The following is a 24,597-nucleotide window of genomic DNA, read 5'->3' as shown; positions in this document are numbered from 1 at the left end:
ATACTCTGAGGGGGCGTAATCAATGAAACGGTCACTTACCGTCTTATTGTCCATGATGTTGCTCATGTCGCTGTTTTTAGCAGCTTGTAGCGGCAGTTCGGCTATAAAGGAAAAAGGCAAGGACACGATCACCTATGCGGTGGATCAAGCACCGGAAGGGTTGTTTATCCCCGGTTTTGCAGGGAGTGCGATCGATTCCCAAGTAAACGATTTTATCCATGATGATCTAATTAAAGTCAATGAAAAGATGGAATATCAGCCTCATATCGCAAAATGGGAGTCGGACGACAACATCACGTATACCTTTACCATCGAAAAAGGCATCAAGTGGCACAACGGGGAAGAACTGACGATGGAAGATTGGCAGTTCGCCCTTGAAGTTATCGCTGATCCCGATTATGACGGACCTCGCTACAATTATGTTGAAAATATTAAAGGGGCAGACGAATACCGAAAAGGAAAAGCGGACAGCATCTCCGGTTTTGAGATTGTCGACCCTTATACAGCAAAAGTGACATTTAAAGAAAAGAAAGTCAACAACTTGGAGAACTTATGGACTCGGCCCATGCCCAAGAAAGCACTGGAAGGGCTCGCCGTCGCTGAACTTTCCAGCTCCAAAGAAGTACAGGAAACACCAGTGGGATTGGGACCTTTCAAGGTGAAAAAGATTACGCCCGGGGAGTACGTTCTGTTAGAACGGTTTGATGATTACTGGCAAGGCAAGCCGAAATTGGCGGAAGTGACGATTAAGGTGATCGATCCGTCCCTTTCAGTGGGATCGTTAGAAAACGGTGAAGTCGATATCATGGAGATTCGCCCGGATGACGTCGAACAGCTGGAATCCGTCCCCCATATCGATGTAAAGGAACAAGAAGGGCTGGGGTATTCATACATCGGCTTTCGCTTCGGCCATTGGGACAAAGACAAACGGAAAGCCGTCGACGATTACGAGAAGTATCAAGATAAGCGGTTGCGTCAAGCGATGTTTTACGCCCTTGACCGAGAGGCTTTAATCAATGCCTATCTCGCCGGTAAAGCCACGCCGGTTGATTCACCGATCCCGTCTGTTCACTGGATTCGAGCCGACGATTCAGAACTGACCCCGTATCACTACGATAAGAAGAAAGCAGAGCAACTGCTTGATCAAGCGGGCTATAAAGATATGGACGGAGATGGGTTCAGGGAAGATCCGGGCGGCAACAAATTTGAGATTAAATTCGGCCACTATGCGGGCCCGTCCGCATTTGAAGGACGTGCCCAGGCCATCATTCAAAACTGGAAAGATGTCGGTCTCAATGCCAAACTGGCAACCGGGCAGCTGGTTGAGTTTAATACCTATAACGAAATGAAAGATAACGATGATAAAGAGTTGGAAGTGTTTTTCGGTGCTTGGGTTGTAGGCAGTGACCCGGATCCGAGCGGACTATGGGCCAGTACGGCAGAGTGGAATTTCGGTCGCTGGGTGAATGAAGAATCTGATCAACTCCTAAAAGAAGCGTTGAGTGACAAAGCGTTTGACCGCGATTACCGGAAAGATAAATACGTGAAATGGCAGCAGCTGTTTAACGATGAACTTCCCGCCCTGCCCCTCTGGGAGAACATGGACTTGTACGGGATGAACCAACGTCTGCACGGTGTCGTCATCGATGCCACCGGACTGCGCGATTTCCATCAATGGTATGTGAAATAGGACCATTCGCAGATAAGGAGACATTTTCATGTTAGCCTATACACTGCGCAGAATACTAGCGATCATCCCGCTGTTGATCCTGATCTCCATCGTTGTATTTACCCTGGCAAAGCTCATGCCAGGGGACCCCTTCGGGGGGGAGATCGACCCGAACAATACCAATCCGGAGTACATCGAGGAAATGCGTGAAAAACTCGGATACAACGACCCGATCCACGTTCAATACATGCGTTGGATAACGAGCTTCGCACAGGGAGATTTCGGAAAATCGACCACATATAAAAAACCAGTCAGTGAAGTGATTGCAGAACGGATCCCAAACACACTGTTTTTGGCGATCACATCCCTTATCATCACATACATTCTCGCTTTTTCAATGGGGATGTACGCAGGAAGAAAACCGTACACCATCGGGGATCATGCGATTGCAACGTTTAATTATGCCGGTATTGCGATTCCACAGTATATTATCGCCATCGTCGCGATCTACTTTGTCGCTTTTAAATTAGGCTGGCTTCCGTCAAGTGGTTCCTATACGCCCGGTTTAGAGGAAGGGACATGGGATTATTGGCAAAGCCGAATGCAGCATGTACTGCTGCCGGCTGTGACGTTAGGAGTGTTTTCGACCGCATCCTATACACAGTTTTTGCGCAATGACATCATTCAAAACAGTCGAAAGGACTATGTTCGTACAGCCAAAGCCAAAGGGACGAAAGAATCGGCCATTTACAACAAACATATTTTAAGAAATTCGATTATTCCACTGGTAACGTTTTTGGGATTCGACTTAGCCGCTTTAATTGGCGGGGCCATTATTACCGAGACGATTTTTACCTATCCCGGCATTGGGATGTTGTTCGTTTCTTCTATTGATACAAGAGATTACGCCGTCGTCATGTCCCTGACCATGTTACTCTCGCTGTTAACGTTGTTGGGCAACCTCGTTGCCGACTTATTATACGGGGTAGTCGATCCGAGAATTCGTTACTAGAGGTGGATGATGATGAATGTTGTCACCCATGAGACTGCATTAAAGAGTAAGCCGCACCAATCTCTCTCACCGTGGGCATTAGCCAGAAAAAAGTTTATGAGAAGGAAATTGGCCGTTTTGAGTGCATTGTTTCTCATTTTTATGATCGCCCTATCGTTTCTGGCTCCATATGTGACAACGACTGATATCTCCCGCATTCATACGGATAAGATCAGCTTGGAGCCGTCTTCCGAACACTGGTTGGGAACCGATAAAAACGGACGGGATGTCTTTACGAGAACACTCTACGGGGGCAGGGTTTCTTTGACGATCGGACTAGCCTCCACCTTTTTTGTAACGCTGATCGGCACGACGATTGGAGCGGTCGCAGGGTATTTTGGCGGTTGGGTCGACAGCTTGCTCATGCGATTGACGGATTTTATGATGAACTTCCCGTTTATGGTGTTTGCGATCGTGTTAAACTCCATTCTACTCGGAAAATTAACCAATGCATGGAGTTTGGTCATCGTTTTTAGTGTTCTCACCTGGGGAAGTGTAGCGCGTATCGTCCGCAGCGTCATTCTGGCAGAAAAAGAAAATGAGTATATTCTCGCCGCTCGATCCATCGGCACCAAACCAGGGATGATTATTATCAAGCACTTGCTGCCAAACGTGATGACGACCATCATCGTACAGGCCACGCTCTTGTTGGCATTGTATATCGTGGCTGAGGCCGGCTTGAGCTTTATCGGAATCGGCGTTCCGACGGACACCCCGAGTTGGGGGAACATGCTGATGGAGGCGAGAGAAAGAGATGTCTTGCAAAACAAGCCGTGGATATGGGTTCCGCCGGCGATTTGCGTTTCGTTCACAATATTGGCGATCAATTTTTTCGGCGAAGGGGTGAAAGATGCGTTTAATCCAAAAGCCCATTAATCAAATGAGTGAGGCTATGGGCGACCAACAAAAAAGGATACGCACAATAGGCGTATCCTTTTAACGATATCAGGTCATGACCCCTTCTATCCCTATCCATCCGACAATAATGAGGTCAGCAGCGCCTTTTGTGCATGCAGCCGGTTTTCCGCCTGCCGGAAAACCTCCGACTGCGGACCCTCCATCACTTCTGCCGTCACTTCCAGCCCCCGGTATGCGGGTAGGCAGTGGAGGAAAACCGCGTCAGGCTGGGCCAGCTGCATCAGGGACGCATCCACCTGAAATCCGGTAAAGTCCCGCAACCGCTGCTCTTTCTCCTCTTCCTGCCCCATGCTGGCCCAGACGTCCGTATAGACGGCATCCGCTTGGGCCACCGCTTCCTTGGGATCCTGAACGAGATGGAGGCGACCGCCGTTGACAAGAGCGATGTCAGCCGCCTGTTGCCAGATTACCGGATCCGGTTCATAGCCTGGCGGGGTAGCAGCCACCAGCTCCCAGCCTGTCAGGGCCGCCGCTTCTGCCAACGAGTGTAGAACATTGTTTCCGTCTCCCACATAAGCCAGACGCACCGAGTCCTGTTCGGGTTTACATTCGATCACCGTCATCAAATCAGCCAAGGCTTGACAAGGGTGGTGAGAATCCGTCAATCCGTTGATCACCGGGATAGAGGCGTTCTCCGCCAGCTTTTGGACCGTATCATGTTGAAACGTTCGGATCAGGACTGCATCCACATATCCGGATAGAATGCGGGCGGTATCCTCCACACTCTCTCCCCGTCCCAACTGCAGCTCCTGCCGGTTTAGCGAAAGGGGATGTCCTCCCAATTGGGCCATACCGGCTTCAAAGGAAGTCCGGGTACGGGTGGACGGTTTGTCGAATATCATGGCCAAGGATTTACCTGCTAAGGGGCGATAGGCGTGCCCGGCTTTTTTCTGCTCTTTCAGCCAGAGAGCATGGCGAATCAGGTCGCGAATCTCCTCCGCCGAAGTATCGGATACCGCCAGGAAATCCCTTCCCGCCAGAGCCGGTGGAATCGGCATCGTTGTCAAACTGGCACTCATCCCATCATCATCTCCTTCAACCTTGGAACCTGGAAGGGTTCCGCATCCATCGAGCCGATCCATGGCGCAGATCGCAACCAGGCACGGAACGTATCTACCGAAGTAAAGCAGGGGACCTGCCATTCCAGCGACAGCTGACGGAGGCGGAACCCGTTTCGTTTCGGATCCTCCCCCTGTGTGGGGATGGCCAACACCGCTTTGGGATCGTCATTGGCAAACCATGATTCCCAGTTGTCGGGGGGACAGTCATCCACTTGGACCCCTTTGCTCCGCAGAAAACGGGCCGTTCCCGGTGTAGCCGCCAGACAGACGCCTGCTTCCGCCAGCTGATGCACCCACGGGAGCAACTCCTCTTTGCGTACGTCTGACACCGCCAACAGAAGGGAGCTGCCTTTCGTCAAGGGGGGCAAGGGACCCGTCACCGTCCACGGAACCGCCTTAGCCAATGCTTGTTCCAGAGTGCGTCCTACACCCAATACTTCCCCTGTCGACTTCATCCGCGGCCCGAGTGCCGGATCGACTCCCGACAACTTGGCGGTGGAAAAGACCGAACCTTTCACTGCCCAGCCTGCCGGTTTCGGCATCAAGCCGGTAGGGGCAAAAGAGGCCAGTTTTTCACCCAATTGCACCCGAGTGGCCCAATCGACCATTGGAACGCCTGTCACCTTTGAGATGATCGGCACCGTCCGGGAGGCACGCGGGTTCACTTCCAGCGCATACACACGATCATCCGCCACGACAAACTGGATATTGAGCAATCCCACATGGCCCAGTTCACGAGTGATGGCTGTTGTGTATTCCATCACCGTCCGCGCCAGTTCTGCATCCAAATCGGGCGCTCCCAAAATAGCCAAACTGTCGCCCGAGTGGATGCCGGCCCGCTCCACATGTTGGACCAAAGTGGGAACCAACACGTCCCGGCCATCGGTGACAGCGTCCACTTCCACTTCCATCCCTTCCAGGAACTGATCCAGCAACAAGGGATACAATCGTTCCGCCCCGGCGCTGCGTCCGGTTTCTTCCAATACAGACTCCAGCTCCTGCCGGCTGCGCACCACCTGCATTCCCCTCCCTCCGATCACATAGGAAGGGCGAATCAGCAACGGATAACCCAGGCGGTCTCCCACCTCCAGGACTTTCTCGGGCGTGTCGGCGGTCTCGCCGGGAATATGAGGAATATCCAGTTTATCCAGTAGTTTATAAAAACGATGACGATCCTCCACTTGGTCGATCAAATCCGACGTGGTTCCCCACACGGTCACTCCCGCTTCTTCCAGTCCCTTGATCAGTTGGATCGCGGTCTGCCCTCCAAATTGAACAAGCACTCCCTCCACCTGTTCTTTGCGTGCCACTTGAACGACATCTTCCACCGTCAAGGGTTCAAAATAGAGGCGGTCCGCCGTCGCAAAATCGGTACTGACGGTTTCGGGATTGTTATTGACCACAACCGCGCACCAATTGCGCTCCTGCAGCGATTTGGCGGCGTGCACGGAGCAATAATCAAATTCGATCCCCTGTCCGATGCGGATGGGACCGGAACCCACAACCAACGCCCGCGGACGATGAGTGTCCACCTCGACTTCGTCCGCCCCATGCCAGGAGGAGTAAAAATAGGGAGTATCGGCGACAAACTCGCCGGCGCATGTGTCCACCCACTTATAGGACGGCAACAAACCCAGCTGGGACAGACGCTGTCGAACGGTCTCCTCCGAAACATGCCACAAGCGTGCCAGGACGGTATCCGCCACTCCCCGCGCCTTCGCCTGCTTCAAACAGGAAGCGGAAACGGTATCCCAACTCTGGGCGGCCAAGGTTTGTTCCCACTCCACCATCCCTCGGATCTTATCCAAAAAGTATGGGGTGATCCCGGTCAGGGTATGGATGCGTTCCATCTCCCACCCCCGTCGAAACGCTTCCCCCAGCAGAAAGAGGCGACCATCGTCGGCACGGCGCAAGCGCAAAGACAGTTCGTCATCGGACAACTCCCGATCCTGCCCACGCAACAAGCTGTCACACCCCTGGTCCAGGGAACGGATCGCTTTATTCAAAGCGGTCTCCAGATTACGCCCCAGGGCCATCACTTCCCCGGTCGCTTTCATGCGGGTGCCCAAGTCCCGTTCGCCTCCCGGAAACTGGTCAAACGGCCAGCGGGGGAGTTTGACCACGACATAATCCAGGGCCGGTTCAAAACTGGCGAAAGTATGGCCCGTGACTGGGTTGAGGCATTCATCCAGACGATATCCCAGGCACAATTTGGCAGCTAAACGGGCGATCGGGTATCCGGTTGCTTTGGAAGCCAGAGCACTGGAACGGCTCACCCGGGGGTTTACTTCGATGATGCGATATTCACTCGTTTCGGGATGGAGGGCAAACTGGATGTTGCACCCTCCCACCACTTCCAAGGCACGGATCACATCGCAGGCGACGGAACGCAGTTGTTGGTATTGCCGATCGGTTAATGTTTGAGAAGGGGCCGTGACCATGCTGTCCCCGGTATGAACACCGACGGGATCGATATTTTCCATGTTGCAGACGGCGATACAGGTATCCGCTGTATCCCGCATCATTTCGTATTCGATCTCTTTCCAGCCGAGAATGCTCTCCTCCACCAGGACCTGACGGATCGGGCTGGCGGCCAGCCCGCGGCGGGCCACCTTGGTCAGCTCAGCCGGACTGTCAGCGGCTCCCCCGCCAAACCCTCCCAAGGTGTAAGCCGGACGGACCACAACGGGGTAACCCACGCCTTCCGCAAACGCCAATGCCTCTTCCACCGTGGAGACGGTTTGTCCTTGGGGAACCGGTTCGCCCATGTTTTCCATCATTTGCTTAAACGCTTCCCGATCCTCTCCACGTCTAATCGTCTCTACCGGCGTACCCAAAAGGTGCACCCCGTAACGGTCTAATACGCCCCGTTCATCCAGCTCCACCGCCAGGTTAAGTCCCGTCTGGCCTCCCATCGTGGCCAAAAGGGCATCCGGCCGCTCCCGCTCGATGATGCGCGTCAGCACCTCCGGAGTCAGGGGCTCCATATAAAGCACATCCGCCACATCGGGATCCGTCATGATGGTGGCGGGGTTATGGTTGGCCAGTATGACCCGGATACCTTCTTCCCTTAAGGCCAGACAAGCTTGGGTTCCGCTGTAGTCAAACTCCGCCGCCTGTCCGATGACGATGGGACCGGAACCGATAACCAACACCGAATCGATTCCTTGGATTTTACCCACAAGCGGTCACCCCCATGCCGGCAACCACCGCATCGATGAACCGGTTGAACAGGGCGGATGCCTCGCGGGGACCGGGGTGGGCTTCAGGATGAAATTGAACCGTGAACAAGGGGTAATGACGGTGTGCCAACCCCTCCACCGAGCCATCGTTTACATGCTCATGGGTGATGCGCCACTGTCCCGGATCAACAGAAGAGGCGCGAACGGTGTAACCATGGTTCTGGGAGGTAATCCACACGCGGCCGCTCTCCAAATCCCGCACCGGATGGTTGCTTCCCCGGTGACCAAAAGGAAGGCGTTCCGTATCGGCACCCAGAGCCAGGGCCAACAATTGGTGGCCGAGGCAGATCCCCATGGTGGGAATCCGTTCCACCAACGGTACCCAGGATGACAGATAGGGCGTAAGCGCTTTTGGATCCCCCGGTCCGTTGGAGAAAAGAAGTCCGTCCGGTTGCAAATCCGCGATCGCATCGGCAGACCAATGGAAGGGAACGACGGTTACGCGGCAACCTGCCTGGATGAGAGCATGAACAATGGAGCGTTTGGTCCCGAAATCGACCAAGACGATATGGGGAGCTCCGTCTGGACCCGGATAGACCGCCGGGCGGGAAACCGCCATAGCCTTCACCCATTCCAGAGACGCCGGGTCCGGCCACTGCTGCCGCATCTGGTTCGGATCACTCGACAACAGACCCATTCTGGCGCCGCCGTCCCGAATTTTGCGGGCGATGGCACGGGTGTCTACACCGGCAATGCCGGGGATCTCCCAACGAGCCAGCCATGCGGACAGGGACGATTCCCCCTTTCCGTAAAGCTCGTTCACTACCACACCGGCACAGCGGGGACCCTCACTTTCACTCTCATCGGCAACCACGCCGTAATTGCCGATGAGGGGATACGTAAAGGTGACGAGCTGTCCCGCATAAGAGGGATCGGTCACCACCTCCTGGTAGCCCGTCATTCCCGTGGTGAACACCACCTCACCGGCATGCTCCCGGGGAACCCCGATCCACTCCCCTGGAAATACATCCCCGTCGTCAAACACCAGATACGCTTCCATCGGTCACAACCTCCTCCAACTCCATCCATGTTTCTTCGATCAACATCACGGCCCGCTCCACCTGTGCCTCTGTCGTTACCAAAGGAGGAAGCAGACGCAACACCCGTTCCCCGGCAAGAGTAACCAACAATCCCCGTTTGGCCAAGGCCTGCACCAGAGGAAGGGACGGGCGGTCCAGTTCCAGCCCCCATATCCACCCCAGACCCCGCACGGACCGAATCCCGGGCAAGGGCTCCAGGTGTACCCGGAGAAGATGTCCCAAGCGTTCTCCCACCGCCCGGGACTGTTCCAAAAAGCCGGGCTCACAAAGACAATCGAGGACTGCATCCGCGACAGCCATCGCCAATGGATTGCCGCCAAAGGTACTGGCATGGGTCCCGGGGCCGAAACTCTCTTCCAGCCCGGCCCGCCCCAACATCACTCCGATGGGAAAGCCGTTACCCAGTCCTTTCGCCAATGTCACCACATCCGGCTGAATCCCCCAGCCTTGAAAAGCGAACAACTCTCCTGTGCGTCCCATTCCCGTCTGTACCTCATCCACGATTAAGAGCGCCCCGTGCCGGCGGCATTCTGCTGCCACCGCCTGCATAAACCGATGATCCGCCGGGCGAACACCGCCTTCACCCTGCACCAGCTCCAGCAAAACGGCGGCGGTGTCAGGCCCGATCTTTGCACGAAACGATTCCATATCGTTAAAAGGCACGTGTATAAAGCCAGAAGGAAGCGGGCCAAAACCGACTTTTACCTTCTCCTGTCCGGTGGCAGTCAAGGTGGCCAGGGTCCGGCCGTGAAAGGAAGTCTCGAAGGTGAGAATCTCAGGTGATTTCACTCCGCGTACGGTTTGGGCGTACCGACGCGCCAACTTAATCGCCGCTTCATTGGCTTCGGCCCCGCTGTTGCAAAAAAAGGCATATGACAATCCGGACAACTCCGCCAACCGGTTGGATACCTTCTCCTGAAGAGGAATCTCAAACAGGTTGGACACATGCCACACCGCATTCCATTGCCGTTCCAATGCCGCCTTTACCCGTGGGTGGCCGTGACCCAGGTTGCACACCCCCAGCCCCGAAGTGAAATCCAGGTATGAGCGGCCCGCCTCATCTTTTATCGTCACCCCGGATGCCTCAACAGGTCTGATTCCGTTACGACGATAGGTGGGAAATAACCCCATCTTGCTTCGCCTCCTCCCGCCGGATCACTGTGCCCGCCGCAATCTGTCCGCCCGCCAGTGAAAAAGGGGCGCTGCCATCGATGATCCCTACCTCCTGGATGGACCCTTCCAGCCCGTTTAGCGCCGCTTCCGCCTTGGGAATCATCCCGCCAGCAATGCTGCCGTCCGCCATCATGGAACGGACCCTGTCGGGAGTCAAAAGCGGCAGCACGGGTCCTTTTCCTTCCGCATCCGTCCGGATCCCCGGCACATCCGTCACCATCCACAACCGATCCGCTCCCAGGGAGCGCGCGATGGCGGCGGCGGCCGTATCTGCGTTTACATTATAGTGGTGCCCTGCCTCATCTCGACCCAGGGATGCAATCACGGGAATCCAGCCCGCCTGTAGCAGAGGATGAAGAACCTCCGCCCGCACGGAATCCACTTCCCCCACCCATCCCAACGACGGATCTTTCCGCCTGACCCGGATGAGCTGGCGATCCACCCCGGACAATCCGAAAGCCAGGGCTCCTGACTGTTCCAAAGCCGTCACCAGCCGTTTGTTCACGAGTCCCGCCAACACCATCTGGACCACTTCCAGTCCCTCATCATCCGTCACACGAAGGCCGTTCACAAACTGCGGAGAGAGCCCCCACTTCTGTTGCACCCGGCCAATTTCCGGACCCCCTCCGTGAACGATGACCACCCGAATGCCTTTCGCCAGCAGGGAAGCGCATCCGCTGAAAAAGGTGGGATGGAGCCGCTTAAGCACGCTTCCGCCCGCTTTGATCACGACAGTATTTCCGTTCATGCCATCCCCTCCCTTATGTTCGATAGCTGGCGTTGATGCGGACATAATCATACGTGAGATCACATCCCCATGCTGTCGCCGCGGCTGTTCCCTGGTGGAGGTCCAGCACAAACGGCACCTTGTCACCGAGAAACGTCTCCTTGGCCGCCTCCTCGGCGCCGGGAACCGCCAACCCCCGGTGAACCAACAAATGATCGCCCACCCACAGGTCGACGAGATCCGGATTCACCTGCGTTCCGCAGTACCCCAATGCGCACAACAACCGTCCCCAGTTGGGATCCGCCCCGAACACCGCCGTTTTCACCAAGCTGGATCCCACCACCGTTTTGGCCGCTTGCCGTGCTCCTTCCAGGGTTTCCGCTCCCCTCACGGTGACTTCCACTAACTTGGTCGCTCCCTCTCCATCGCGGGCGATCATCTGGGCCAAACGACGGCAAACTTCGGCGAATGCGGCCCGGAACCGTTCCCAGTCGGGATGGGTCTCATCCAGCGTGGGATGTGCAGCCAATCCGCTGGCCATGACGGACACCATGTCGTTTGTGCTGGAATCGCCATCCACCGTGATCATGTTGAAGCTCTCGTCGGTCACTTCCTTTAAGAGACGCTGCAGAACCGGTGGTTCAATAACAGCATCCGTAGTCAGAAATGCCAACATTGTCGCCATATTGGGATGAATCATCCCCGATCCTTTGGCCGCTCCCGCAATCCGTACCTCCCGACCGCTTACGGTAAGGCGCACTTCCGCTGTCTTCGGGAATGTATCTGTCGTCAACAGGGCGGCACCAAAATCCTGATCCCCCTCCTGCGTCAGAGAAGCCGTCAAACGGGGCAGCGAACCAACAATCCGTCCGATGGGCAGTCGTTCCCCGATGACACCAGTGGAAGCCACCCCCACCAGCGATTCGGAAATACCCAGCTCCACCGCGCATACCCGCCTCATTTCCCTGGCGTCCAGCCACCCCTGTTCCCCTGTACATGCGTTGGCGTTGCCGCTGTTAACCAACAGTGCCTGCATCCTGCCTTGTGATGCGGCCAGCCCTTCCCGGGTCACACCCAAGGGCGGGGCCTGGAAGGCATTCGTCGTATAGACGGCCGCAGCCGCAGCCGGAACCTGGCACCAAAGCAGACCTAAATCCTTCCTCTTCCGTTTGATACCGGCATGCAAGCCTGCTGCTGTAAAGCCGCGGGGCGAAGTGATCATCGGCACTGGAGCCGCCTGAACCTCCGCCTCATCACGGTTGGTGATTACTTTCATATCAAGCCGCTCCATCCGTCCCTCTCCCCTTTGGCCGATTTCTCTATAACCGGTTGGTATCATGGAAACAGCGGATCCATAGTCAATCCAGCAGTCTCGGGCCAACCCATACGCAGGTTTAAATTTTGCACGGCCTGCCCTGCCGCCCCTTTCACCAAATTATCGATGGCGGCTGCCAAGACGACATGGCCGGTACGATGATCGACATGGAGTTGCAGATCACAAAAATTGCTTCCCCTCACTTCCTTCGTACGAGGCCAACGGTCTTCTTCCAACAAGCGGATAAAAGGGGCTTGTTCGTAGGCGGCTTTCCAACAGTCGCGCAAGTCTTTCTCGCTCCATCCTTGGCGGAGCTTCCCGTATCCGGTGACCAGGATGCCGCGGCTCATCGGCACAATCTGTGGGGTGAAAATCACCCGGTGACTTTCCTTTCCCCAAAGGGCCAGGATCCGTTCCATCTCCGGTGTGTGCTGATGCTTGCCCACTTTGTATGAAAAAACATTTCCCTCTACTTCACCAAACAAGCTGCCCAGCTTCAAACCCCTGCCCGCACCGGATATCCCCGACTTTCCATCGATGACGAGCGGTGTCGCTTCCAGAGCGCCCGCTTGAACCAGCGGCAGCAGCGCCAGCAATGCCGCCGTGGGATAACAACCCGGATTGGCAATCACATCGGCTTGGGCGATCGCTTCGGCGTTCCACTCGCTTAAGCCGTATTGAGCCTGATTCAACCACGCGGTTGGAGGTGGATTTTGGCCGTACCACTGTTGGTACACCTCCGGTTCCAAACGAAAGTCCCCGGCCAGGTCAATGGCTACCACTCCCTCTTCCGCCAATGGAGGCAGCCATTCACTACTCACCCCGGCAGGTGCGGCGAAAAAGACCACGTCCACTTGTTTCGCCAGCTTGTCAACGTTCCACTCTTCTAAGGTATGTTCCAGATGGGCCAAGTGGGGAAAAACCGTTCCCAGCCTTTCCCCTGCCCGAGATGACGAGACCAGGGAGTGGATCTTCACATGAGGATGGCGACTCAGGATCCGCACCAGCTCCCCGCTCCCATACCCTGTAGCCCCCACCACGGCGACGTTCATCGCTTTTGTTTCCTCCTTCTCCCCAACCAGTTTCGTATCATTATACATAGTTATTCATATTTATTCAATCCATTTACGCAAAAAAGACACAAAAAAGAAGCTGTCTCCAATTGAAACAGCTTCACTCCCTGTTAGGACCTGTCAGATCAATCCGGGCTTACGGATATAGGCGGATCAAACACCGATCCGCCAACTGAAAATCACTTTTGCCCAGCCAGCCATTCGGCCAATGTCGCCCGTTGGTCATCGGGAATCTGTTTTAATGCCGGCATGCGCCCTGTTCCATTTAAGATAATATCGTCAATCTCTTCTTCGGAATACTTGCCTCCCACTTGTTGCAGGTCGGGACCGGTTCTGCCTTCCAGGTTTTGTCCATGACAGCTGGCACAATTATTGTTGTAGATATTTTCAGCAGTTGATTGCTCTACAGCATCGCCGGAACGATCTTGCTGACCGCCTTCCGGGGGATTTTCCTGGACACAAGCCGCCAAGAGGAGTATGGAGCCGATTAAGATGGACGCCCATTTCCAACGGGATCCCAACATATCCATCATCCTTTCTATGGTGCAATCATATTCCCATTCGACAGTTTGTCCAACTCTTCATCAGGAATCCGACCAAAACCGGATTAAGCCGCTCCCCCCCATCATACTGAAGGAACCACCATTCGACCATGAAAAAATCGCCGGATTGTTGAACAAAATCCGACGAAGGGGAGATGTCCAATCAGGATCCGCTTGTTTGGTCCTTATTTTTTGTCTGACGAAGCCCGCCTGTTCCTGCCATGTCGACTTCCCCGGGGAGGCAGAGGTTCGGCAGACAGCGTAGCCCAGCTTGTATCCGCTTTCCCCTTTTTTTCCTTCTCTTCCGGATCGATGACAGATTGATCCCGTCTGGTTGAAGACACCTTTCGCCCATGCACCCGCTTTCGAGGTGCTTCTATTGATTCCAACCCCACATCGACTGTCTTCTCCGGTTCTGGCGACGATTCGCCTTTTTTCTCTTCCGGTTTCATCACGGTCTCATCCACTGGATCGGCTGAATCGGGTTCTTTGTCCCTTTCTCTCTTTTTCGGCTCCTGTTTGACAGCCTTTCCTTCGGGCAATCCAAACGGTTGTCCTGCAACAACTTCCTTTTCTGGGGGAGAGTCCCCATCCAACGGCTCTCCTGTATTGGCTTCCTTGGCTTTAGACGAAGACCCTTCTAATTTTGAAGAGGCCTCTTTGCGCTTTCGCACCGACTTTCGTTCCAGCTTCTCTCCTTCTTCCTCCTCCGGATAATCATACGGCTCCCCAAACGCCTTTTGTAACTCATCCACTTCGTGGCTGCGTTTGTAGTTGATAATTACCATGATGACAAGAATTCCGACCAATCCCGCCGCCAAACCAAACCAAACCATGACAGGAAGCTCTGTCAGCCAATCGATGATCATCCTTTTTCTCCTTTTTCAGATGGTGGGGAATTAGCAATACACACCTTCTGGTAACAACTCCTTCTCCCTCAATCCGTCATCATTCGAATTATTTCCCGGGAAAGATTTTCCGAATGTCAATTTTCATGGTCTAATCAGATTCCGTCTGTCGGAAAAACGCGGTACCTGCTTCCTTTCCACCAAAGAAATGCGATCATTCACCGCGGAAGGAAGGTTTCCGTTTCTCCAGAAATGCATCCATGCCTTCGACACGATCCTGGGAGTCAAACACCACTCCGAAAGAGGAAGCTTCCAATCGCAATCCCGTTTTCAAATCGGTTTCACTTCCTTGGTTGATCACCTGTTTAATATAGCGGATCGCAATCGGTGCTTTCCTCGCCAGTTTGGCGGCAAGGCTTTTCGCCTCTTCCTTCAGGTTGGCAGCTGGGACAACCCGTTGTACGATACCCAAGTGATAAGCGGTTTCGGCGTCCATCCGGTCCCCAGTTAAGGCGAAGTATTTAGCAGTGTTTTTCCCTGCAAGTCGAGCCAATCGCTGGGTTCCCCCATATCCCGGCAACACACCCAGGTTGATTTCCGGCAGTCCAAACTGTGCCTGATCGGACGCCAGCAAAATATCTCCACTCAAGGCCAATTCAAAACCTCCACCGAGGGCATAGCCATTGACAGCCATAACCACCGGAATCGGCAGTTCTTCCAAGCGAGTAAACAAGGTCTGTCCCAAGGTTGCCTGTCGTTCTGCTTCACCGGCAGTCTCGATCCGGCGAAGCTCTGTGATGTCAGCCCCGGCCACAAATGCTTTCTCTCCGGCACCCGTGATGACGAGAGCACGAATCTCTTTTCTCCTCTCCACCTCGTCCAATGCCCGTTCCAATTCCTGTAGAGTCTCTTGATTAAGTGCGTTCAACACCTTGGGACGATTGATGGTCAAAAGTGCCCAGCCGTCTTCCATTTCCAGTGTGATCTGTGTAAAGTCCAATCCGATCCCCTCCGTTTGGAAATGTTGAAGCCCTTTTTGTTTGATCCGGTGCAGCATCGTGTCGGCCACCCGGACTCCTTCTCTCTTAATAGAAAACACGAATGACCCGACGGTCTAAACAATCATAAAAGACCCTTTGTCAGGTTCTGTGAAAGAAGAGAAGATCTTCTGAAAAGACGTTCCTGTATTCGACAACAGCGGGGACAACTCCTGTTTTTTCGGGGGCCGAATAAAAAAATGGCGGGATAGCGGGTCCTTTACTGACCCGGGTTGTTTTCTGTTCGATTCGTCATTTGACGCCAGACGGATCCGCCGGCTTCTTCTCCACGCTCAATGCGCTCCAGAGCCATTTTGGCCTGCATGGCCACTTCAAATTCAGGATCATCCACTGTTTCCCGCAAAGCCGGTACCGCTGATTCATCTCCTGTTTCATACAAAAACATCGCTGCCCGCCACCGAACCAGCTTGCTTTTGTCTTTCAAGGCTTCGATCATCTGCTGAACGGCAGCCGGGTCACCCAGGTCTGACAGACAATCTCCGGCGGTTCGTCGCACGGTAACCGAAGGATCTTTTAATGCACGGTAGAGCGAGGGCAGCACTTGGGGATCTTCAATGGCACCCAGATATGCCGTCGCCAATCGACGGATGGATGATTTGGGATCATCCAGCGCAAGATTCAGCACTGGAATCTCTTCCACAGTAGGGTCCATCTGTTCCAAGGCTGCGTATCGTTTTCGCCAGTCGGGATCCTGCATCATATCCGGGGTGACCGGACGTCCGCGCCTTTTTTCTACCGGCGTTTCCCCCGCTTGCAGCTTCTTCGCTTGTTCTACCAGTTCCGCCAGCCGTTCGTCATCATAAGCGGCGCTTACTTCTTGGACTACTTCTTCACCTACCTCGTCCCACTCACCGTATCGCACCCCGCGCTCTTCCCAGCGACGTTCCATCACCATGTTCTCCGCCGCCGACTGAGCCTTCATCACAGCTTCTGCAAAGCGGTCGGGAAGAGCAAAGCGACGTTCCTCCTCTCCTGCGGTCAGTTTCACCTGAATCGGCAAACCGCGGAAGGTTTGTACAAACACTTTCACTTCGCCATAAGCCTCTTCCGTAGTGACCGGATCGGTCGGCCGATCGGCAGGGACTGACTCCTCTTCTCCAAATGCCTCACGCACCTGGGGCAAAATCTGTTTCCAATCCACCCGGGAGTTGCGTTCCACCGCCAGGAAGTCCGCCACTCGGAAAACGCTCTTCACACCGGGAATATCCAGCACGGCCTGGATGACTGACGGTGCCTGATCCCGGTTGTCAGACGTATAGGTGAAACCTTCGGACACATGTTCGTCCACATTGATTTTCATCGAATTGGGGCTTGGAGTGGGTTCAATCGATCGTATTTTCATGAGTGGCTCCTTTCCAGATCTCTATCACCGATGTGAGATACCCACATAGAGAGATTCTTTCGTTACCATCGTTCTCATCCGCATCTTATCACAAGCACTTGTTCCATTCCTACTCCCTTGTGACGGTGCCGCAGAATTGTCCATCGAGCAAAGCAGGATCTTTTGGTTTTGAAGTGCCAATCGGTTACTATGGTATAGAACAGCTGGACACGAGGGGTTATACAGGGTATTTGCAAGAAAAATCATGGCCCTGGAGGATCAAGGCGACCCGGATCTCCGTAACGATCCTGCCGGGCTTTGTCGAGGAGGAGCATGTGAGTGGGTATGGATAAACAAATCGAAGCGATCTTAGAAGATCACGGACTGTCGGAGATGAAAGAAGACGTTCTATCCACCTTGGTTCCATGCGTCAAGCTAAAACCGCAGGAAGAAGAAGCTCCCGGCTTCGCTCAATCCCGTTTCGGCGGGATGCCCGATTGGCCTCCAGGGATGGAGTATCCGCACCATATGGGCAAACCCCTTCCGTTCATTGCCCAATTTCGCCTGGAAGAATGGGCCGGACTGGCGATGGACATGCCTTTGCCGCCAGAGGGAATGCTATCCTTCTTTTGTGATGTGGAAGCCTTGCGGGGAGAAAAAGATCCCAGCAATTGGCGTGTGATTCACCTTCCGTCATCAGACGGACTCATCCCGCACCCAATCCCGGAAGAGGTGCCCCGGGAATCCCGTTACCCCGAATTCCGTTTGATTCCCACAGTGGAGCAGCAGCTTCCGGATGTGGAACCGACAGATGGGATGGAGGAGATTTACTTTGATCTGATGGACCGTCTGTACGACCTGGAAAAACAGAAGGGAAAAGATCATCAATCCCTGGGATACCCCCTGGGATTGGAAGAAGATGTGTTTGAAGCATGCCGTCGGGAATCAGGCATCCAGGAGGAAGAATGGGTTCTGCTCTTGCAACTGGATTCCGACTTGGAAGAGTTGGAGGTCGAATGGGGGAACCGGGAAGGGATCCTTACCTTTTGCGCTCCCCGAACCGATGTTTTGGCCGGACGGTTTGACCGTACCTGGGTCGTTATGCAACAGGGGTGAACGGATAGAGACGGCTGGTGCCCCATCAGGAAACTTGATTGACTTCTCTTGGTTTTTCACGCTGTGGATCCGTCGGATTAGTTTTCCGTTACGGAATGAGATGATCGGCTTAATAATAGAGCTGTCCCGTCACACAGGCTTTTTGTCCCCCCTGTTGGAAATAGAGGAAGATATGGACGGGACGTGAACCCAGTTCCTTTAACGGCACCGTAAACGGTTTCGCCTTGTAGGCATGTACCACCCGACGCCGTAACAGACGGTAGCCCTCATCCCACACTTCCACCACCAGCTCCGCCCGCTGATCACCCGGATGGACAACTCCGGTCACACGGTCCTCTTTTCCATCCAGATGAAACGCCCTTCCCTGATTTAAGGCTTCACTTTCCCCTTCCACATGCCAAACATTGGCAGAAAATGACCAGCAGCGGGCCTTGTGGGCACACGGCCCCTCCTCTGTCACGTAATCAGCGGCAACGGGGGACAAAGGAATACATGTCAACCACAACCCCACGAGTCCCGCCCCGATCCATCGCATCATCGCTACCCTCTCCTTTCCTGTCCTAGCCTTTGGAAAAGAAAGGGCCGATATGCGGATAAGAAAACCCCGGATGGATTATCCGGGGTTTTCTCAAAGGGGGATTAAGCACCCAGCTGCTTTCGCAAATAAGCTTCAATGAACGAATCGATCTCCCCGTCGACAACCGCCTGCACATTGCCCACTTCAACATTGGTACGGTGGTCTTTCACCATACTATAGGGGTGGAAAACATAGGACCGGATTTGATTGCCCCAACCAATCTCGGTCTGTTCTCCCTTCAACTCATTCAGTTCTTTTTTCTTCTCTTCCAATTGCTTTTCCAACAGGCGGGCTTTCAGGATCTTCATCGCCCGTTCCCGGTTTTTGATCTGGGATCGCTCCGATTGGCACGTTACCACCACATTGGTGGGCAAGTGTGTAATCCGCACCGCCGAATCTGTGGTGTTGACATGCTGTCCACCGGCACCGCTGGATCGATACGTATCGATCTTAAGATCTTCCGTCTTGATGTCCACCTGGACATCATTATCGATTTCAGGCAGAACGTTGGCAGAGACAAAAGAAGTATGGCGGCGGCCGGAAGCATCAAAGGGGGAGATCCGCACCAGACGATGCACCCCTTTTTCCGCCTTCAAGTACCCATAAGCGTTATGCCCTTTGATCAGCAGCGTCACGCTTTTGACACCGGCTTCCTCCCCTGGAAGGTAGTCCAGCGTCTCCACTTTAAAGCCGCGGCGTTCCGCCCACCGGGTGTACATGCGCAAGAGAATTTCCGCCCAGTCCTGAGATTCCGTCCCGCCCGCACCCGGATGCAATTCCAAGATGGCACTGTTCTTGTCGTAGGGATCACTCAGCAAAAGATTCAGCTCAAACTGGTCGAGCCGTTTCGTTAATTCCTTCATCCCGTCCGTCGCTTCGGGAAGCAAGGATTCATCATTTTCTTCCGCAATCAGCTCAGCCATCACCTGGAGTTCTTCCAGCCCCTCTTCCAGGTCGTGCATGCCCTGAACCAATCCCTTTAGGTGATTGTTTTCGTCGATCACTTTCTGGGCTTGAGCCTGGTCGTTCCAGAAGTCGGGGGCAGTCATTTGTTCTTCCAGTTCGGCTATGCGGGATTCTTTGTTGGCGAGGTCAAAGAGACCCCCTGATATCCGCCAATCGCTTGGCTGTATTGGTTAATTCGTGACGAATCTCGGCTAGAGTCATCGTATCAATCGCTCCTTTAAACCAATAATCATCTTGTTTCAGGATAACACAAAAAGGGCCCGGCCCGCACTCTCCGACACTAGGGCGTGTCTAAACAATCCGTAGGGCGAGATCCCGGGTTGATATGGCTGTCTTCGTTTCGTTGCAAAAAGCACAAAGGGCGAACCGGGCGGCTCGCCTGAAAGATGGGTGCATGGATTCAGCCCGTCTGTACCGAGCGGGCACAGCAGTGTTTATATTTTTTTCCGCTGCCACAGGGACAAGGGTCATTTCGCCCCACTTTGTCAGTGTTGCGGATGGGCTGTTTCTTTTTCTCCTCCGCTTGATGGGGAGAACCACCGCTGGAAGCCGCCTTAGGCGTAGCCACTTCCTCGCGCTGGATTTCTTCCTCGCCCACGGTGGATTTCATGACGTAGCGAACCACTTCTTCCTGGATCTCCTGGATCAACTGCTGGAACATCTCATATCCTTCAAATTGGTACTCCCGCACCGGGTCGGTTTGACCGTAAGCCCGCAGATGAATTCCCTGACGCAGTTGATCCATCGCATCGATATGATCCATCCATTTCCGGTCGACAGTCCGGAGGATCACCACTTTGGTAAACTCTTGCAGTCGTTCCGTACCGATTTCCTCTTCCCGCTCATCGTAATGCTTTTCCATTTTGTCGATGAGCAGTTGGATGATTTCATCCCGTTCCAAGCCTTTAAACTGATCGAGTTCCACCGTTCCCTCAGCAAACAGGGAAGCATTGGCGAAATCGACCACCGGCTCCAAATCCCAATCCTCCGGCACATCCTCATCCGGGGTATGAGCTTCCACCACACGCTGGATCAGGTCTTTCCCCATTTGCTGAACGATCTCTTTGAAGTTGTCACCCGTCAGCACTTCGCGCCGTTGTTTGTAGATAATCTCCCTTTGCTGGTTTAAAACATCATCGTATTGCAATACCCAACGACGGGCGTCAAAGTTCATGCCTTCCACTTTTTTCTGGGAGCTTTCCACCGCTCTGGTGAACATCCGCCCTTCAATCGGGGTATCTTCATCCAATCCCAAACTCTCCATCCAACTTTCAATCCGTTCCCCGCCGAAACGGCGCATCAACTCATCTTCGAAGGAGAGGAAAAACTGGGTAGATCCGGGATCTCCTTGGCGGCCGGAACGACCCCGCAACTGATTGTCAATCCGGCGGCTTTCATGCCGCTCCGTCCCGATCACGTGAAGGCCGCCCAGTTCATCCACACCATCGCCCAAGACAATATCCGTCCCGCGACCAGCCATGTTGGTAGCGATGGTGACGGCTCCCCGCTGTCCGGCCTGAGCAATAATCTCCGCCTCTTTGGCATGGTTCTTCGCATTGAGAACTTGATGGGGAACCCCTTTTTTCTTCAGCATCTTGGAAAGAAGTTCCGATTTTTCGATGGAAACCGTTCCCACCAGGATCGGCTGGCCGGTTGCGTGCCTTTTTACAATCTCGTCCACGATGGCTCGCAGTTTTCCTGCTTCCGTTTTATACAGCACATCGCTGAGGTCGTTCCTGACCATGGAACGATGAGTGGGAATCTGGACGACATTCATATTGTAGATTTTACGGAACTCTTCTTCCTCCGTTTTTGCCGTACCGGTCATACCCGCCAGTTTGTTGTAGAGACGGAAGTAATTCTGCAGCGTGACTGTCGCCAGGGTCATGCTTTCCCGCTGTACCTGCAGCCCTTCTTTCGCTTCGATGGCCTGGTGCAAGCCATCGCTGTAGCGGCGTCCTTCCATCAGCCGGCCGGTGAAATCGTCAACGATGACGACCCCGTTCTCATTGACGACATAATCCTGATCCCGCTTCATGATGACATGGGCTTTCAAAGCCTGTTGGATGTGGTGGTTTACCGTGATGTTGTTGGCGTCGTATAAATTGTCGATGCCCATGAACGACTCCGCTTTATCCACACCTTGCTCTGTCAACGTGACGTTTTTCGTTTTGATGTCAACCGAATAATCCTCTTCTGGCTTGAGCCGCCGCACCATTTTGTCAGCAGCATAGTACAGGTCTGTCGCTTTGTTGGCTTGGCCGCTGATGATAAGGGGAGTCCGGGCCTCATCGATCAGGATGCTGTCCACTTCATCGATTAAAGCAAAATTGAGGGAACGCTGGGTAATCTGCTCGTCGTAGAGGACCATATTGTCACGCAGATAATCAAAGCCGAACTCATTGTTGGTCCCGAAGGTGATATCCGCCTGATACGCCTGCCGCTTTTCTTCCGGTTTCATTCCCGGCAGGTTGAGACCGACCGTTAAGCCCAGGAATTCAAAGATCTGTCCCATCCATTCCCGGTCCCGCCGGACCAGGTAGTCGTTGACCGTCACCACATGGACACCCTCGCCGGTTAAAGCATTTAAATAGGCAGGCAGAGTGGAAACCAGGGTTTTCCCTTCCCCTGTCTTCATCTCGGCGATATCGCCATTGTGGAGAACGATCCCCCCTACCAATTGGACATAAAAATGACGCATGCCCAGCACGCGCTTGGCTGCTTCCCTTACCACCGCGTAAGCTTCCACCTGCAGGTCATCCAGCTCTTCTCCGTCATTCAGGCGTTGACGGAACTCTTCAGTCTTATTTCGCAGCTCCGAATCCGAAAGTGCACTGATCGTGGGCTCCAACGCCTCGATTTTATCTGCAATCTTATAGCATCTTTTCAATTCCCGTTCATTTGAATCGGGCAACATTTTTTTGAGTAAATTGAGCATCGCCTTCATCCCTTTCATGAGACAAGGTGGTTAATCTGTCCGCGCTACCGTCGATCCAGTTCCAATCATTAGGTACTATCTATTAGTTTAACAAAAATACGCAGGGATTTTCACATCTTAACAAAGAATTCAGGAGGGATCAAACCAAAAACAGGGCAGCACTCGGCTGCCCTGGAGTGTTTCCTATTCACAAAAACGGTGAAGCGGGGTCATTCGGGTTCAATCAATCCATACCGGCCGTCTTTTCGCTTGTACACCACACTCACCTGATCCGTGGAAGCGTTGGAGAACACGTAAAAGTTGTGTCCCAACAGATCCATCTGCAAAATCGCTTCCTCCGTATCCATCGGCTTGAGGTTAAATCGTTTGGTACGGACGATTTGGAATTCTTCATCCTCTTCCGCGTCTGCTACCCTCTCGGCTGTTGCAGGGGCCGCCCCGTTTTCCAGGGAGCGGATTGTCCCGTCCTGGCGGAACTTTCGATTCACCTTCGTTTTGTACTTCCGGATCTGACGCTCCAGCTTTTCCACCACATTGTCGATAGAAGCATACATGTCCGTTGTCGATTCCTCGGCCCGAACCAGGACACCCGGGAAAGGAACGGTTACTTCCACCTTGTGGTGGTCTTTGTTGTGCACGCTGAGGGCCACATGGGCTTCCGTCTTGTTGGTAGTGGTATCAAAGTACTTTTCCAGACGGCTCAACTTCTTTTCCACAAAGTCTCGGAGCGCCTCAGTCACTTCAATGTTGTTCCCTCGGATATTGTACCTCATGAAGCGAATCCCCCTTTTCGCCTTCTATCTTTATCTATTCCCGTTCAAAAGGGATTATCCTGCCTCTTAACCAAATCCGACATAGAAAAATCTTTCCAATAAACAATAAATTCCTACTACAAATATCAAAACCCCTCCCGACCAAGTCGGGAGGGGTGGAAAATCAATGGATTAGTAGGCTTTGGTAACGTTGGCAGCCTGCGGTCCACGCGGTCCGTCCACGATTTCAAACTCGACACTTTGACCTTCATCCAAGGTCTTGAATCCTTCTTCTTGGATGGCGGAGTAATGTACGAACACGTCTTCGCCACCTTCACGCTCGATGAAACCATAACCTTTTTCCGCGTTGAACCACTTGACTTTGCCTTGCATATGAACAATCCCTTCATAATGTGATGCACATGAAAATGACCATTTGGACCTCTTCCATGCAAAAACACTATATCACTGTCCATTAGGCAAAGTCAAGGAAATTTGACTGGACTTTGGAGATTTTGTTTGGAGCCGTTACACGCTCCATCCCCCATTAGGGTATCGCTTTTGGTTCGCCTTTGCACTCATAGAGCACAGGTCTCGCCTAGGTCGCTTCGCTCCCGGTCTCACTATGCGCTTTTTGCAACGAAACGAAGACAGCCATACCAACCCGGGATCGCGCCTTACGGATTGTTCAGACACGCCCTAACCGCATGTTTTTCAAAAAAACCGCATCCCAAAAGCGTTGTTGCAACATAGACGGAAAGTTGTAGCAAACCATCCACAGATTTATCCACAAAGTTATCCACATGATCCACAATCGCCGGAATCCTCTGATTGACGGAAGTGGAAAAAAGAGAATCTTTACATGCGCTTAAGAGTTCGGTTATATTATTGATGACAGATAATTTTAAATAGATATCCAATTTCGGCCGTGTTAAATAATTCCACCCGCCAATCGTTGGCCTGCGCTTCCCACTCTTGCTATAATCAGGTGGAATGCCAACGATATATGCTTAGCCTCATCTTTGTGGTGGGGTAGAGGCGCAAATTTCATCAGTAAGCGGTGGGAGGATGACAACGAAGAACACCGTTGAAAGGGATATTTGCCGAAGTGGAAATGGAGAGTCGCATCCATTTTCGCTGGGGCTGTACTGAACAAGTGCAGCACTGTCACTATGGTGAAAAGCTATAGTGGAGGACTACTGGTGATGGG

At 53.5% G+C, this 24,597-nt stretch carries 20 protein-coding genes and 1 riboswitch; of the genes, 4 read left to right on the top strand and 16 right to left on the bottom strand.

Features of this window, described 5'->3' with window-relative positions; genetic code table 11:
• The first annotated feature begins 22 nt into the window (after positions 1–22).
• From opp4A to opp4C, 3 genes are read left to right on the top strand one after another with little or no spacing between them, the layout of a single operon-like run.
• Positions 23–1,690, top strand: a complete 1,668-nt coding sequence (gene opp4A, locus JOE21_RS07665) for an oligopeptide ABC transporter substrate-binding protein (protein WP_309864462.1) — start codon at positions 23–25, stop codon at positions 1,688–1,690.
• A 28-nt stretch (positions 1,691–1,718) separates the two neighbouring features.
• Entirely contained in the window at positions 1,719–2,681 is a 963-nt protein-coding gene (opp4B, locus tag JOE21_RS07660; protein ID WP_309864459.1) for an oligopeptide ABC transporter permease, read from the top strand.
• 12 nt (positions 2,682–2,693) lie between these two features.
• On the top strand, positions 2,694–3,596 hold the full coding sequence (gene opp4C / locus JOE21_RS07655) for an oligopeptide ABC transporter permease (RefSeq protein WP_309864456.1): 903 nt from the start codon (positions 2,694–2,696) through the stop codon (positions 3,594–3,596).
• Positions 3,597–3,688: 92 nt separating this feature from the next.
• On the opposite strand, the gene argF is transcribed toward opp4C, so the two are convergent.
• The 11 genes from argF to JOE21_RS07600 form a co-directional block, all read right to left on the bottom strand.
• Complete coding sequence (gene argF / locus JOE21_RS07650) at positions 3,689–4,657, bottom strand: ornithine carbamoyltransferase (protein ID WP_309864453.1); 969 nt, start codon at positions 4,655–4,657, stop codon at positions 3,689–3,691.
• A complete protein-coding gene (carB, locus tag JOE21_RS07645; protein WP_309864450.1) occupies positions 4,654–7,881 on the bottom strand; it encodes a carbamoyl-phosphate synthase (glutamine-hydrolyzing) large subunit in 3,228 nt (1,075 codons plus the stop codon). The genes argF and carB overlap by 4 nt, the downstream gene beginning before the upstream one ends.
• Positions 7,874–8,941: a carbamoyl phosphate synthase small subunit gene (locus tag JOE21_RS07640; RefSeq protein ID WP_309864448.1), complete on the bottom strand. Its 1,068-nt coding sequence runs from the start codon at positions 8,939–8,941 to the stop codon at positions 7,874–7,876. Before JOE21_RS07640 ends, carB begins: the two co-directional genes overlap by 8 nt.
• Entirely contained in the window at positions 8,919–10,112 is a 1,194-nt protein-coding gene (locus tag JOE21_RS07635; protein ID WP_309864446.1) for an aspartate aminotransferase family protein, read from the bottom strand. Before JOE21_RS07635 ends, JOE21_RS07640 begins: the two co-directional genes overlap by 23 nt.
• Positions 10,084–10,902 carry an acetylglutamate kinase gene (gene argB / locus JOE21_RS07630; protein WP_309864445.1) on the bottom strand — a complete coding sequence of 273 codons (819 nt, stop codon included), beginning with the start codon at positions 10,900–10,902 and terminating at the stop codon, positions 10,084–10,086. Before argB ends, JOE21_RS07635 begins: the two co-directional genes overlap by 29 nt.
• 13 nt (positions 10,903–10,915) lie before the next feature.
• Entirely contained in the window at positions 10,916–12,172 is a 1,257-nt protein-coding gene (argJ, locus tag JOE21_RS07625) for a bifunctional glutamate N-acetyltransferase/amino-acid acetyltransferase ArgJ (protein WP_374709336.1), read from the bottom strand.
• Positions 12,173–12,216: 44 nt separating this feature from the next.
• The gene (argC, locus tag JOE21_RS07620; protein ID WP_309864441.1) at positions 12,217–13,248 is read right to left on the bottom strand and encodes an N-acetyl-gamma-glutamyl-phosphate reductase; all 1,032 of its coding nucleotides are present in this window, start codon (positions 13,246–13,248) and stop codon (positions 12,217–12,219) included.
• A 200-nt stretch (positions 13,249–13,448) separates the two neighbouring features.
• On the bottom strand, positions 13,449–13,793 hold the full coding sequence (locus JOE21_RS07615; protein WP_309864438.1) for a c-type cytochrome: 345 nt from the start codon (positions 13,791–13,793) through the stop codon (positions 13,449–13,451).
• A gap of 203 nt (positions 13,794–13,996) precedes the next feature.
• On the bottom strand, positions 13,997–14,680 hold the full coding sequence (locus JOE21_RS07610) for a hypothetical protein (RefSeq protein WP_309864437.1): 684 nt from the start codon (positions 14,678–14,680) through the stop codon (positions 13,997–13,999).
• 193 nt (positions 14,681–14,873) lie between these two features.
• Entirely contained in the window at positions 14,874–15,728 is an 855-nt protein-coding gene (locus JOE21_RS07605) for an enoyl-CoA hydratase/isomerase family protein (RefSeq protein ID WP_309864433.1), read from the bottom strand.
• A 188-nt stretch (positions 15,729–15,916) separates the two neighbouring features.
• On the bottom strand, positions 15,917–17,059 hold the full coding sequence (locus JOE21_RS07600; protein WP_309864431.1) for a conserved virulence factor C family protein: 1,143 nt from the start codon (positions 17,057–17,059) through the stop codon (positions 15,917–15,919).
• Between the two features lie 324 nt (positions 17,060–17,383).
• Between JOE21_RS07600 and JOE21_RS07595 the strand changes: the two genes are divergently transcribed.
• Positions 17,384–18,154, top strand: a complete 771-nt coding sequence (locus tag JOE21_RS07595; RefSeq protein ID WP_309864982.1) for a YwqG family protein — start codon at positions 17,384–17,386, stop codon at positions 18,152–18,154.
• A gap of 109 nt (positions 18,155–18,263) precedes the next feature.
• Here the strand turns inward: JOE21_RS07595 and JOE21_RS07590 are convergent, their stop codons facing one another.
• The 5 genes from JOE21_RS07590 to JOE21_RS07570 all read right to left on the bottom strand — a co-directional run bounded on the left by JOE21_RS07590 (position 18,264) and on the right by JOE21_RS07570 (position 23,780).
• Positions 18,264–18,692 (bottom strand): hypothetical protein, encoded by a 429-nt coding sequence (locus JOE21_RS07590; RefSeq protein WP_309864428.1) that lies wholly within the window; start codon positions 18,690–18,692, stop codon positions 18,264–18,266.
• A gap of 101 nt (positions 18,693–18,793) precedes the next feature.
• A protein-coding gene (prfB, locus tag JOE21_RS07585; RefSeq protein WP_309864427.1) for a peptide chain release factor 2 occupies positions 18,794–19,898 on the bottom strand; the annotation gives its coding sequence in 2 pieces (ribosomal slippage) (positions 18,794–19,825 and positions 19,827–19,898; 1,104 coding nt in all).
• 199 nt (positions 19,899–20,097) lie between these two features.
• Complete coding sequence (gene secA, locus JOE21_RS07580) at positions 20,098–22,635, bottom strand: preprotein translocase subunit SecA (RefSeq protein WP_309864425.1); 2,538 nt, start codon at positions 22,633–22,635, stop codon at positions 20,098–20,100.
• A 209-nt stretch (positions 22,636–22,844) separates the two neighbouring features.
• Complete coding sequence (hpf, locus tag JOE21_RS07575) at positions 22,845–23,408, bottom strand: ribosome hibernation-promoting factor, HPF/YfiA family (protein ID WP_309864421.1); 564 nt, start codon at positions 23,406–23,408, stop codon at positions 22,845–22,847.
• Between the two features lie 171 nt (positions 23,409–23,579).
• On the bottom strand, positions 23,580–23,780 hold the full coding sequence (locus JOE21_RS07570; RefSeq protein ID WP_107728007.1) for a cold shock domain-containing protein: 201 nt from the start codon (positions 23,778–23,780) through the stop codon (positions 23,580–23,582).
• A 632-nt stretch (positions 23,781–24,412) separates the two neighbouring features.
• Positions 24,413–24,594: riboswitch (Lysine riboswitch) on the top strand.
• Positions 24,595–24,597: the final 3 nt, after the last annotated feature.

The organism is Desmospora profundinema, from assembly GCF_031454155.1.
GTDB classification, from domain to species: Bacteria; Bacillota; Bacilli; order Thermoactinomycetales; family DSM-45169; genus Desmospora; species Desmospora profundinema.
This window is presented reverse-complemented; position numbering and strand designations above follow the sequence as displayed.

Excerpts from the sequence above, each read along its gene's own strand:
- JOE21_RS07570 (WP_107728007.1), bottom strand. The coding sequence starts at position 23,780 with ATGCAAGGCAAAGTCAAGTGGTTCAACGCGGAAAAAGGTTATGGTTTC.
- JOE21_RS07590 (WP_309864428.1), bottom strand. The coding sequence starts at position 18,692 with ATGATGCGATGGATCGGGGCGGGACTCGTGGGGTTGTGGTTGACATGT.
- JOE21_RS07635 (WP_309864446.1), bottom strand. The coding sequence starts at position 10,112 with ATGGGGTTATTTCCCACCTATCGTCGTAACGGAATCAGACCTGTTGAG.
- hpf (WP_309864421.1), bottom strand. The coding sequence starts at position 23,408 with ATGAGGTACAATATCCGAGGGAACAACATTGAAGTGACTGAGGCGCTC.
- argC (WP_309864441.1), bottom strand. The coding sequence starts at position 13,248 with ATGAACGTCGCCGTGGTGGGGGCTACAGGGTATGGGAGCGGGGAGCTG.
- argF (WP_309864453.1), bottom strand. The coding sequence starts at position 4,657 with ATGAGTGCCAGTTTGACAACGATGCCGATTCCACCGGCTCTGGCGGGA.
- opp4A (WP_309864462.1), top strand. The coding sequence starts at position 23 with ATGAAACGGTCACTTACCGTCTTATTGTCCATGATGTTGCTCATGTCG.
- JOE21_RS07600 (WP_309864431.1), bottom strand. The coding sequence starts at position 17,059 with ATGAAAATACGATCGATTGAACCCACTCCAAGCCCCAATTCGATGAAA.
- JOE21_RS07610 (WP_309864437.1), bottom strand. The coding sequence starts at position 14,680 with ATGATCATCGATTGGCTGACAGAGCTTCCTGTCATGGTTTGGTTTGGT.
- secA (WP_309864425.1), bottom strand. The coding sequence starts at position 22,635 with ATGCTCAATTTACTCAAAAAAATGTTGCCCGATTCAAATGAACGGGAA.
- JOE21_RS07615 (WP_309864438.1), bottom strand. The coding sequence starts at position 13,793 with ATGTTGGGATCCCGTTGGAAATGGGCGTCCATCTTAATCGGCTCCATA.
- opp4C (WP_309864456.1), top strand. The coding sequence starts at position 2,694 with ATGAATGTTGTCACCCATGAGACTGCATTAAAGAGTAAGCCGCACCAA.
- JOE21_RS07595 (WP_309864982.1), top strand. The coding sequence starts at position 17,384 with ATGGATAAACAAATCGAAGCGATCTTAGAAGATCACGGACTGTCGGAG.
- JOE21_RS07640 (WP_309864448.1), bottom strand. The coding sequence starts at position 8,941 with ATGGAAGCGTATCTGGTGTTTGACGACGGGGATGTATTTCCAGGGGAG.
- argJ (WP_374709336.1), bottom strand. The coding sequence starts at position 12,172 with ATGGAGCGGCTTGATATGAAAGTAATCACCAACCGTGATGAGGCGGAG.
- opp4B (WP_309864459.1), top strand. The coding sequence starts at position 1,719 with ATGTTAGCCTATACACTGCGCAGAATACTAGCGATCATCCCGCTGTTG.
- argB (WP_309864445.1), bottom strand. The coding sequence starts at position 10,902 with ATGAACGGAAATACTGTCGTGATCAAAGCGGGCGGAAGCGTGCTTAAG.